General features: G+C 44.8%; 8 protein-coding genes. 3 read left to right on the top strand and 5 right to left on the bottom strand.

The window, feature by feature from the left end; all coding sequences use genetic code 11:
• Positions 1-19 precede the first annotated feature (19 nt).
• The gene (gene rsfS, locus QY309_12215) at positions 20-406 is read right to left on the bottom strand and encodes a ribosome silencing factor (GenBank protein ID WKZ58630.1); all 387 of its coding nucleotides are present in this window, start codon (positions 404-406) and stop codon (positions 20-22) included.
• Positions 407-477: 71 nt separating this feature from the next.
• Here rsfS and QY309_12210 point away from each other — a divergent pair, with 71 nt between their 5' ends.
• Complete coding sequence (locus QY309_12210; GenBank protein ID WKZ58629.1) at positions 478-1,215, top strand: biotin--[acetyl-CoA-carboxylase] ligase; 738 nt, start codon at positions 478-480, stop codon at positions 1,213-1,215.
• Entirely contained in the window at positions 1,212-2,150 is a 939-nt protein-coding gene (locus QY309_12205) for a DUF2268 domain-containing putative Zn-dependent protease (protein ID WKZ58628.1), read from the top strand. Before QY309_12210 ends, QY309_12205 begins: the two co-directional genes overlap by 4 nt.
• Before the next feature lie 102 nt (positions 2,151-2,252).
• Here QY309_12205 and QY309_12200 read toward each other — a convergent pair whose 3' ends face one another.
• The 4 genes from QY309_12200 to QY309_12185 form a co-directional block, all read right to left on the bottom strand.
• Positions 2,253-4,598 carry a TonB-dependent receptor gene (locus QY309_12200; protein ID WKZ58627.1) on the bottom strand — a complete coding sequence of 782 codons (2,346 nt, stop codon included), beginning with the start codon at positions 4,596-4,598 and terminating at the stop codon, positions 2,253-2,255.
• 206 nt (positions 4,599-4,804) lie between these two features.
• Positions 4,805-6,469 carry a hypothetical protein gene (locus QY309_12195; protein WKZ58626.1) on the bottom strand — a complete coding sequence of 555 codons (1,665 nt, stop codon included), beginning with the start codon at positions 6,467-6,469 and terminating at the stop codon, positions 4,805-4,807.
• Between the two features lie 49 nt (positions 6,470-6,518).
• Positions 6,519-7,490 (bottom strand): DUF4974 domain-containing protein, encoded by a 972-nt coding sequence (locus tag QY309_12190; protein WKZ58625.1) that lies wholly within the window; start codon positions 7,488-7,490, stop codon positions 6,519-6,521.
• Positions 7,487-8,065, bottom strand: a complete 579-nt coding sequence (locus tag QY309_12185; GenBank protein ID WKZ58624.1) for an RNA polymerase sigma-70 factor — start codon at positions 8,063-8,065, stop codon at positions 7,487-7,489. The genes QY309_12190 and QY309_12185 overlap by 4 nt, the downstream gene beginning before the upstream one ends.
• 224 nt (positions 8,066-8,289) lie before the next feature.
• Here QY309_12185 and QY309_12180 point away from each other — a divergent pair, with 224 nt between their 5' ends.
• Positions 8,290-11,526, top strand: a complete 3,237-nt coding sequence (locus tag QY309_12180) for a hypothetical protein (protein ID WKZ58623.1) — start codon at positions 8,290-8,292, stop codon at positions 11,524-11,526.
• Positions 11,527-11,537 lie beyond the last annotated feature (11 nt).

Genomic DNA, 11,537 nt, shown 5'->3' with positions numbered 1-11,537 from the left:
TCCAATAACGCTGCCTTTTTTATTTGGTTATGGCAGCATCTTCAATTTCTGTTACTTCCGCATCTCCCCACAGTTTTTCAAGGGCGAAAAATTCGCGCTTGTCTTTGCGGAAGATGTGGGCAACCACATCAAAGTAGTCGAGTAACACCCATTCTTTATTGTTTTTGCCTTCCACATGCCAGGGATTTTCGTTCAAAGCCTTGTATACTTCAGCGTCAACGGATTCGGCAATGGCATCCAGTTGCTTGTCTGAACCACCTGAACAGATCACAAAAAAATCGGCAATGGCATTTTTTACTTTTCTCAGATCCAGAACCAGGATGTCGAGGGCTTTTTTCTCCTGCATTCCTTTTACTATGGCGTCACAAAGTTTTTCAGAACTGACACCCTTTCTTTTCTTCGCCATTAAACTATCTTCGGTTTTCGTACAAAACTAACAATATTTACTTGTATAAAATCCCTGCCAATACCCTTTTCATGGGGCACAAACTGGTTTTCGTGCCAGAATGTCATTCTACCAACGATGAAGCACAACGCCTGCTTCAACAAAAGGGTTCAGCGGATGGTTTGGTGGTGATAACAGCCAATCAAACGGCTGGGCGGGGTCAGCGCGGCAACACGTGGATTACGGAGCCGGGCAAGAATCTCACCTTTTCCATTGGATTAAAGCCACACTTTCTTGATCCTAAAAAGCAGTTCTTCCTCAGCATGGCGATTTCGTTGGGTTTGCTGGATGGTTTGACAAGTTTGTTGCCTAAGGCCGAAGTAAAAATCAAGTGGCCAAACGATATGATGCTGAACGGCAAAAAAACCTGCGGCATCCTGATCGAAAATCAGTTGATGGGCCAGCTGCTGGATCGAGCGGTGGTGGGGATTGGCGTGAATGTAAATCAGGTTTCGTTCTCCATTCCAACGGCAACCTCGCTGGCTGCTGAAGCCGGGCATGAATTTGATTTGAATGAATTGTTTTCACATTTACTGCAAAAAATTGAAGCGCGCTATTTACAACTAAAAGTGGGAGAATTTGATCGGATGAAATATGATTATGAGCAACATTTGTATTGGCGCGATGAGGTTCATGATTTTGTTGTGAATGAGCAACCCGTTTCAGGGATAATAGAAGCCGTTTCAGAAGAAGGGAAACTGGAAGTTTTGATTGATGGCAAATTCAAACAATTTGCTTTTAAGGAAATCAGTTACGGATACAACCAATGAAGACGATAACCGGAGTTTTAGTTGCCATGCTCTTGCAAAGTGTTGCATGCGCACAACAGCATACCATCACCACAGAAGACATTACCCATTTTTGGGAAGCCTATGACGCGTTGACTTCCGCCAAATCAAAAGAAGACAGTATTTCCATTATTCAACAGCGCTACATTGACCGTGCAACCGAGCATTTCAAAACGTTTATCCGCATCCGCAAATTTACCGCTGAGGAGTATGTAACGTTGCTTAGTAAATATCCGAAGTTCTGGAAATCAGTCAGACCACTGACAGAAAATATCGCCTATCGAAAAGCGGAGATTGAAACAGTTTTACAAAAGTTTAAAAATGAATTGCCGGGATTTGAGATTCCGGATGTTTGTTTCGCGATTGGATGTTTGCGTACGGGTGGTACCATAGGTGATCAATTAATCTTGATAGGATCGGAAATTGCTGCTGCAAATAAGGAAGTTGTAAAAGATGAATTGTCTCCCTGGTTGAAAAGCATAATCGGCAATACAGGCGATATCGTATCGATGGTGGCACATGAAGCGGTGCATACACGGCAGCGTGGTAATCTCAGAAATGCGGGCTTACTGGTACCTGTTTTAAATGAAGGAATAGCAGACTTTGTAACAGAAAAAATTTCGGGAATGAACATCAATACGCTTATTCATACTTATGGAAAGGAAAATGCTTGTGTCATACGAGATGAGTTCAATGAGGCAATCCAAAATAAAAGCGCGGATTTAAAGCCCTGGTTGTACAATGGAAATAACTCGGGAGGGAGAGTGGCTGATCTCGGTTATTATGTTGGGTACGCCATTGCTGAATTGTACTATAACAAACAGTCCGACAAGCAAAAAGCATTGGAGTGGTTGCTGGATAGAAGTAAGTACAAGAAAATTTATGAGTTAAGTGGTTATAAGGAAAGCTGCAAGTAATATGCAAACCACAGAGCGCTCAAAGGAGGCACAGAGAACACAAAACGAATCTCCGTGCCTTTGCGTGACCTTTGCGCCCTCTGTGGTTAAAGGTTTTTGAAATCAAAACTCAATCTTATAACTCAATACCGGTATCAAAGGCGTTTGGTATGCAGTCGTGATTTTTCCGGTAAGCGGTTCGAAATAACTTCCGTAAATATTTTTTCGGTTAGTTACATTTTGAATATCCAATGCAAGTGTATGGGTTGACTTGGGTTTGTTGCGCTTTAAACTGATGCGGATGTCCGTTCTGAAGTAAGCAGGATTCTGTTCTTCAAATGCTTTATCTTCCTGATAAACGGTTTCCCCTTTTAAAAGTGATTCCTCCAGGTCTACCGGAGTGGTACGCAAGCCACCGCTGTACAGGCTTCGAACATTCAATCCGAGTACGCGATCTTTTTTTAGGGTGAATTCTTTACCAGCAGTAAAGGTCATGTTGGCGTTACCGTTGTAGCGTGTGTTGCGCCACGCGTTCTCCTGTGTTTTGTATAATGAATTGTATATGGAAGCAGTCAGCAGAAAGTACAGGTTGTTGTGAGTGAATTGCTCCAGTGTAAATTCTGCACCATAATTTTTACCGAGGCCTTCATTTATTAATGGATCAGTTTGAAATGACCACTGTTGATTAATAATCGAGTAAGATTCGTTCTCCCCGGGCTTAACCGGTATATTAAACAAGTGTTGATAGTAGGTCTCCACTTTCATACGCAGGTATGGATTTAATGACCGGTCATAACCAACTACAACATGATGTGCCTTACTTAAGCCTAGATTTTTGTTAGGCAATATAATCTGACCGTCATCTACGTATTCAGCAAAATAAGATCCGAGCGGTTGAACCTGACTGTGTAATCCATATCCAAAACTGATGCTGTTTCTTTCGTTGAGCGCATACGATGCACTGACCCGTGGCTCCAATGACTTGGAATTATTCAACAACAGTTGAAGATAATGAAGTCCGGCATTTATGGTAAAGCGTTCACTTGCCTTTATGTTAAGCTGCGAAAACAACTGAATGCTTTGTGTATTTCCTTTGGTGTTGATAAACGTATCAAGTTGCTCCGCGTCTTCATTAAATTCGCTTTGCTCAAGATTGTAGTACAATTGATTCAGGTAAACTCCGCTTCGCACACTATACCGTGCCGATAACTTGGTGTTTAAAACCGAGCTAACAGTGATTTTTGTGTTACTGAACTTTTCATAATACCAAAACCGATCTTGGTATTCATCGTCCAGTTTGTACATTTTATCGCCCATGGCGTTGCCTGATGCCAGCACCGTGGTTTGTAAAAAGTTATTCGTGTTGATCATGTAGGCATGTTTGATGCCTATTGCTCCGGTATTGGAAAAATATCTGTCACTATAGCGATCGTATTCACTTTCCCATTTCAGTGAATCCTGTACAGCATCTTTGTGCTGATCGCTCAAGCCACCAAATCCAAAAACAGAAATACTGTTCTTGCTGTTGATGGGTAGATGAATGTTCACTGATAAATCTTGAAAGTTGGTCGCAAAGTCGCCAAGTGGAACACCCAGTTGTGCCAATAGCGAGAGGGTTGAGTACCGGTAATTGATCAGGTAAGAACCCTTATAGTTTTTGGCAATGGGTCCTTCGGCCGCAAAGTCAGTACCCAAAAAGCCAGCTTGTAGCGTAAATTCTCTTTTTTCGTTGTTACCCTTTCTCAGACTTAAATCAAACACACCGGATAGCGCGTTGCCGTATTCCGCGGTAAAGGCACCCGTTAGAAAGTCGGAGTTGGTGAGCAGTTGTGAACTGAGAATGGAAATGCCGCCTCCGGAAGTGCCCGGATTTACAAAGTGATTGGGGTTTGGAATGTCTATGCCTTCCATGCGCCACAGCAATCCGTTCGGACTGTTACCGCGAATGGAAATATTATTATTCCCATCATCGGTACTCACCACCCCCGAGAACGATGCGGCCATACGGGCGGGATCATTCACGGCAGCAGCAAACTTCCGGGTTTCTTCAACAGAAAAGGTACGGCCGCTGATCAATACCATGTCGTTGATGGTGCGGTCTTTTTCAGTAGCCGTCACCACAATCTCATCCATTTGCACAATATCTTCTTCGATGGGAATGTTCAAGACCACTTCCTTTCCGGAGTTGACAATTACGTTAGGCAGAATGAAATCTTTATAGCCGATAAAACTAACCCGCACAGTGTATGTACCAACTGGCAGTTTCTGGATTTTAAATTCGCCATCCACATCTGTGGTTGCGCCAACTAACGGATCAGTATTCAACACCATAACCGTTGCACCGGGCAAAGGCATTTGGGTTACCTGATCGACAATCTTTCCCCGAAGGGTTTGGGTTAATGATTGGGCATGCAGCCAGTGGGCTGTGAAAATGAAAACAAGGACAAAGCTCTTTTTTAGAATTTTCATGGGGTTTGTGATTCAGTTTATCTCTACGACAACTGAATGTGGTGTTACCCCTATGCAGCTTTAAATTTTTTTAAAAAGTATCTCAGGTTAACCACAAAGTGACACAAAGAAGGCGCAAAGTCCTCCAAGTAAAATGTTTAACGCGCAACTCTTTGTGCCCTTTGTGCTGCCTCGGTGACCTTTGTGGTTTGAACTTTAAGTTGACTTTAAAACAATCGAATGCCCGCTCTGAAGCCCCACCAGATTTGTGAAGCAAGGTCATGTTGCGTGTAGGTTCGTTCGGATTGAATTGTCGGTGTGTAGTAGGTAAACAATTCCGGATGTCGATTGAAGGTAGTATCGTATATGCGAATGGAAACCGTTGGCCCGGCATAGAGGGCAAAATTTTTGGCGACCTGAAAATCCAATCCTGCATACATGCGGTTTATAACATTCAATGCTTCTATATTGCCTTTATTGATTTGATTGGCCGTTACCTCAATGTTCAGGTACAGTTTTTTCAAAATGCGTGGCGAGGTGCCCACACCATAACCAAACGACCACACAACAGTATCCGCTTTTTCCGGTCGAACACCAACGCTGATAATATTATAGAAAACACGAACACCTGTTCGAAAAGAAATACTGACCGGCATCACTTCATCGACACCCAGTTCTAGCGTGTGGTATCCCTTGGCCACAAAGCTTAAAAAACCAATAGGGACACCCCGAATGCTATCGGCTATGTTAAGAAAGCCGATTTGCGATCCGGAAATTTGCTTCGCGATATTCACAAAGCCTGATACCTGCGAACCGCTGATGGATTTACTGATGTTGGCAAAGCCTGACACCTGTGCCCCTGTGGTGTGTTTACCGGTCAGGTTTAAGAAACCGGCAAGTTGTACGCCTTGCATATTTTGCATGTTAAGGTTTGCAAATCCTGCAGCCTGTACTCCGCTTGCTGACTGAAGATTTAAGTTGAATGTTCCGCCCAATTGAACACCTTTGGTTTCACCGCCATTCAGGTTAAACACACCAGCAGCCTGGAAGGCTTTTACATTGCTGGTGTTGATGTTGAACACGCCTCCGAATTCAGCTTTGTTGGTTCCTGCCGAATAACCACCAATCATGTTGAACGACCAATCGTTGGTAACACTGCCGCTTAACTTGCGGTTGGTGCCTACAAATGGAACAAACGAAACCTGCCACGTGCGGTGAATGGTATCGCGCATGTTGGTTAGGTGAATACTGGCCACGGAACGTTTCGTCCACGACCAAAATTTCACTGCGGGTTTCGCGAGGCTTTCGCCCACGTTATTCAGTTTCTCTTTATCAATGCGAATGGAAATCTTTTGGAACGATGAACGCTTTTGCGGAGCCAACAGAACCGTATCGGTGTAATCAACTTTTTTAACAATGAGTTTGTAATCATAAGTAGTTGGTTTCTTCACCACGTACTCAAAGTATCCGTATTGATCGGTTGTAACCGAACGAAGCGTAACCGGGTTGTAAACCGTAGCGTTACCGATTCGTGAACCGGAGGTCTCATCTACAATATACCCGCGAATAACTACTTCTTTTGAGACATTGGGAGCCGGTGTAAGAATGACGTACACTCCTTTTTGTTTCATTTTGATGTTGCCATCAAAAACAGTCTCTAATATTTCACGGGTGGTTTGCTGTTCAAATTCATAGGAAACAGATCGCGACACATCAAGCGAGGAGGCACTATAGGAAAACACACATCCGGATTCCTGCGAAAGTCTTTTTAAGAAAATATCAAGGCGTTCATCCTGAGCCTGAATGGATACCTGCCGTTCAAGCACGGGCACCTGTTGGGCCAATACGGGTAAAGAGCCGATTAGAATGAATACACAGAGAAAGGATCTCATAAATAGACAAGAGACGCAGTCACTAACGGGAGATTGGCGATAAGGTTTCTTATGGGCAACCCACTCCATCAAGAATTATTTCTGTTCCTGTGTCGGTTACGGTAAGGTTAAGGGTTTCGGAAATTATTCCCAGAATGGTTTCCAGGCTTTCATTCGTAAAGCTTACTGTGAGGCGACATGTTTTGATGTTTTCAGTAACTACAATTTTTCGGTTGTAAACCTGACTAAGTTGATTCACAGCCTCTGTCAGGGCGATATCATCGAATGTGAATTCCAGTGTTTTATAGGCAATCACATTCGGGTTGGCTTCGGCCTTCGAAAATTGTTTGGTGGATTTATCGAACAATCCTTTTTCACCGGCTTTTATGGAAATGCCTTCGTCCTGGTTGGAGTAAAACTGGACTTCGCCTTCAATCACTGAAACTTCAACGATTGGATTATCTGTGTATGCATTTACATTAAAGGTGGTGCCGATATCCCGAATAAACAGTTCATCGGTTTGCACCAGCCACTCAACTTTTTTATCAGGCTTTATGGTAATGGTAGCTTCACCTTTTAGTTTTATAACACCTGTCTTTTTTCGCTCGTTGTACACCACTTCAGCTGCGCTGTTTTTATTCAACGCTATTTCTGTGTTGTCGGCAAGCGTTTGCGTAACTACTTCAACTTCGCTGGCTAACTGAAGTTGCTCGGTACTGAAAAACTGCCAATGCAGAAAATAGGAGAGCACACTGATCAGCAACAGGCTGGCCGCCACACGCCACAGGTTTACCATGGGTAATTTTCGGACTTTACCAACATTGATTTTTTCTTTCACCTTTTCCCAGGCTGCTTCTGCATTATATTCATGTCCGTCATCAACCTGTGCTTTTTCATAAATCAGTTTAGCGTGATCGAAATATTTTTGATTCTCATCCGATAGGGCACACCACTCCCGAACCAACTGCTTTTCCTGTTCAGTAGCTTCCCCGGTAATGTACTTACCAACCAACTCATCCATATCGTATCCTTCTCCGTTCATGGCTCCAACAATCCGTTCATGAGTATGGCAATCAGTGGCAGGTAGTCGCGTAATTGTTCACGCATAATTTTCAAGGCTTTGCCCATCTGGTTCTCTACCGTTTTCACAGAGAGATTTAACTGATCGGCTATTTCCTGATATTTCAATTCTTCAAACCGGCTCAACTGAAAAATAATGCGACACTGCTCGGGCAAGGCCAACAGCGCAGTTTTAATTTTTTCTTCCAGTTCGCCACGAAGGGTACCCTGGTCGGTAGCTTCGGCATATTTTTCTCCTGACTTCAGTTCGTGGTCGGCATAGAGTTGCTTTACCTTCTGATGTTTGATTTCATTCAGGCAGGCATTTCGAATGGCCCGGTACAGGTACGCTTTTACGGAAGTGGTAATGTCGATGTGTTGGCGTTTTTCCCATATCCCGATAAAGGCAGCTTGCACAACTTCCTCAGCGTCTTCGGGATCGCCCACAAACGTAGAGGCATATCGGCACAAGGGTTTATAGTAGGTTTTAAACATCATCTCAAAAGCGCTTAGGTCGCCCAAACGGATTGCACTAAAACTTTCGGTTGATGATTGCACCTGGCCTTTCAGTTTCTGCGCAAGTTAAGGTTTTAGGCGGTTTTTGATAGTATGACAACCCAAAGTCGCTTTACCCCTATGTGACCCTTACTTGATCCGAAAATTTTCCGCAGCCGCTTATATAACCTGCGGGCGATCTATCCTAAAAAAATCCGGTTTAGTAAAGTGCTTCTGTAAAACGCGATGCAGAATGGTATCTTAGCCCATCTAAAAAATTACAACCTATGAGATTTTTACTGATCATTCTGGGCCTGATGTTGATCGTTCCGGCCTGGTCGCAAAAACTGGATATGGATAAGCTGAAGGGTTTGACCCCACGAGCGATTGGTCCTGCTGGCATGAGCGGCCGTATCACTGCCATCGATGCAGTGGTGAGCAATCCTGATATCATTTATGCCGGTGCCGCTTCGGGCGGTGTGTGGCTTTCAACCAGCGGGGGCGTTTCGTGGGAACCGATTTTTGACAAGGAAGCTACTTTGTCTATTGGTGCCATCGCCATTCAGCAGGATAACCCGGCCGTGGTTTGGGTGGGTACCGGTGAAGGTAACCCTCGTAACAGTTTAAATGGTGGTTACGGTATTTATAAGACTTTGGACGGTGGAAAAACATGGCAATTGATGGGCCTCGAAAAAACCCGTCACATTCATCGTATCATCATCGATCCGAAAAATCCGAATACGGTTTATGTTGCTGCCATTGGTTCACCTTGGGGCGAACATCCTGAACGCGGTGTATACAAAACAACCGATGGTGGCGCTACCTGGGAGCGCATTCTGTTTGTGGATAACAAAACGGGTTGTGCTGAGTTGGTGATGGATCCATCCAACCCCAATAAACTTTTCGCCAACATGTGGGAGCACCGCAGAATGCCGTGGACATTTAATTCAGGTGGCCCGGGTTCTGGTCTTTATGTAACGCATGATGGCGGTAAAAACTGGAAAAAATTATCCGATAAGGAAGGATTGCCAGCCGGTGACCTTGGTCGCATGGGTCTCGCCATCGCGCGAAGCAAACCAAACATTGTGTACGCCTTGGTTGAATCCAAGAAGAATGCGTTGTACCGTTCGGAAGATGGTGGTGAGAAGTGGACCATGGTCAATAATAAAGGTGAAATTGGCGATCGCCCGTTTTATTATTTCGAGATTTATGTTGATCCGAAAAACGAAAACAGACTCTATACCATTTTCTCTCGCGTAAACGTAAGTGAAGATGGCGGAAAGTCATTTCAACAATTGCTGCCTTACTACGGTGTTCACCCCGATCACCATGCGTGGTGGATACACCCTGAAAATCCAAGTATGATAATCGATGGTAACGATGGTGGTTTAAACATCTCCCGCGATATGGGCAAGACCTGGGTGTTTGCTGATAACATTCCGGTTGGTCAGTTCTACCACATTAATGTAGACATGGCGCATCCGTACAATGTATATGGCGGTATGCAGGATAATGGTTCGTGGGTTGGCCCGGCTTATGTGTGGCGCAACGCGGGTATCCGCAACAGCTACTGGCAGGAAGTTTTATTTGGTGATGGCTTTGATGCATCACCCGATCCGGATGATAACCGTTACGGTTACGCCATGTCGCAAGGGGGTAACCTGGCGCGTTTCGATTTGCAAACCGGGTTTACAAAAAATCTTCGCCCCACACATCCGGATGCAAACATGAAATTGCGTTACAACTGGAACGCTGCGTTGGCGCAGGATCCATTGAGCAATTCAACCATATATTATGGAAGCCAGTTCTTACATAAGTCGACCAACAAAGGCGACACCTGGGAAATCATTTCACCTGATTTAACCACCAACGATCCATCCAAACAAAAGCAACACGAAAGTGGTGGATTGACGATGGATGCAACTGGTGCAGAAAATCACTGTACCATTTTGGCTATCGCGCCAAGCCCGGTAAAGCAAGGTGTGATTTGGGTAGGTACGGATGATGGACAAGTGCAGGTAACACAGGATGGTGGCAAAACCTGGACGAACACTACGGCCAAAATTGCCGGCATGCCGAAGAATGCGTGGGTAGCACAAATTCAGGCTTCAACCTACAATGCCGGTGAAGCTTTTGTGGTAGTGAATAATTATAGATTGTTTGATTACAAGCCTTATCTGTTTCGCACAAAAGATTTCGGTGCCACCTGGGAGAGTATGGTTACACCTGCTCAAGTTGGTGAAAACAGTTATACGCTTTCGGTGGTACAAGATCCGGTAGAACCCAAACTCTTGTTTTTGGGAACCGAGAATGGATTGTTCGTTACCATTGATGCAGGCAAGAACTGGACAAAATGGACAAATGGTTATCCGGCCGGAACACCAACTATTGATATGGTGATTCACCCACGCGAACACGATTTGGTTATCGGTACATTTGGTCGCGCCATCTATGTGTTGGATGATATCCGTCCGCTGCGCGAGATGGCGAAGTCAGCTTCAGTAGCGTCTAAAACACTTCATGTGTTTACACCTCCGGATGCATACCTGGTGTCCATGCAACAACCGGCTGGTCCGCGCTTCGATGCGAATGCCGTGTTCAACGGACAAAACCGTCAGCCCGGTGCCATGATTACGTATTCGGTAAACAAGCCATCCGATCAACCTAAGCCTGCTGCTGTTGAGGCTAAGGGAAAGAAAGGCAAAGAAGAACCCAAGCCGGTTACACCTGAGCCGAAAAAAGGAGTGAAGTATGATTCCGTAAAGCTGGAAATCTTCAATGCAAAGGGTGAGTTGGTGAACACCATTCGCCAGAAGGCACCCGAAGAAAATGGCGTATACCGGATGGGTTGGATGCTGAATGAAAAAGGTGATCGTCAACCTTCCCGCCAGGCGCCACGCGGAGGTATGGGTGGCGGTGGTTTTGGTGGCTTTGGCGGAACAACCGTTCTGCCGGGCACCTATAAGCTTCGCGTTACCTTTGGTGATCAGAAAGATTCAACTTCCATTATTGTAAAAGCTGATCCGCGTATGGATGTTCCAACTTCTGTGTATGAGCAACGCTACGCACAGATTAAGGATTTGCAAAAGCTGCGTAGCCTGGCTACAACGGCTACCGACAGACTTCGTGAGTCAAAAGAGATTGTAGAGGAATACGAAAAGAAGATCAAAGACGCAAAGCGCGATGACCTGAAAGATGCGGCTGCTAAAACCAAGGCAGTAAAGGATTCCATCAATGCGTTATTCGACTATATATTAGGTAAGGAAGATGACCGCCAAGGCATTGTGCGTTCACCTGATCCGACACCCGTTTCATATATCAATACCGCTATGGGTTATGTGGGCCGCTCCCGCGATCCGATCAGCGATACGGATAGAAGGGTGGTGAAACATGCGGAAGATAAAATCGCGGAAGTAGTGAAGCGGGTTAACGCCTTTTACGAAAGTACGTGGAAAGAATACCGCGAGATGATGGAAAAAGTAACGCTGTCACCGTTTAAGGATTACGAACCAATTAAAAATTAAATCAGTTCCCG

This window comes from Cyclobacteriaceae bacterium, from assembly GCA_030584025.1.
In the GTDB taxonomy this organism is placed as follows: domain Bacteria; phylum Bacteroidota; class Bacteroidia; order Cytophagales; family Cyclobacteriaceae; genus UBA2336.
The sequence above is the reverse complement of the archived record's forward strand: the minus strand, read 5'-3'. Positions and strand labels throughout refer to the sequence as shown.

What these genes read in the sequence shown, in the direction of transcription:
- rsfS (WKZ58630.1), bottom strand. Translation starts at nt 406, where the DNA reads ATGGCGAAGAAAAGAAAGGGTGTCAGTTCTGAAAAACTTTGTGACGCC.
- QY309_12210 (WKZ58629.1), top strand. Translation starts at nt 478, where the DNA reads ATGGGGCACAAACTGGTTTTCGTGCCAGAATGTCATTCTACCAACGAT.
- QY309_12205 (WKZ58628.1), top strand. Translation starts at nt 1,212, where the DNA reads ATGAAGACGATAACCGGAGTTTTAGTTGCCATGCTCTTGCAAAGTGTT.
- QY309_12200 (WKZ58627.1), bottom strand. Translation starts at nt 4,598, where the DNA reads ATGAAAATTCTAAAAAAGAGCTTTGTCCTTGTTTTCATTTTCACAGCC.
- QY309_12195 (WKZ58626.1), bottom strand. Translation starts at nt 6,469, where the DNA reads ATGAGATCCTTTCTCTGTGTATTCATTCTAATCGGCTCTTTACCCGTA.
- QY309_12190 (WKZ58625.1), bottom strand. Translation starts at nt 7,490, where the DNA reads ATGAACGGAGAAGGATACGATATGGATGAGTTGGTTGGTAAGTACATT.
- QY309_12180 (WKZ58623.1), top strand. Translation starts at nt 8,290, where the DNA reads ATGAGATTTTTACTGATCATTCTGGGCCTGATGTTGATCGTTCCGGCC.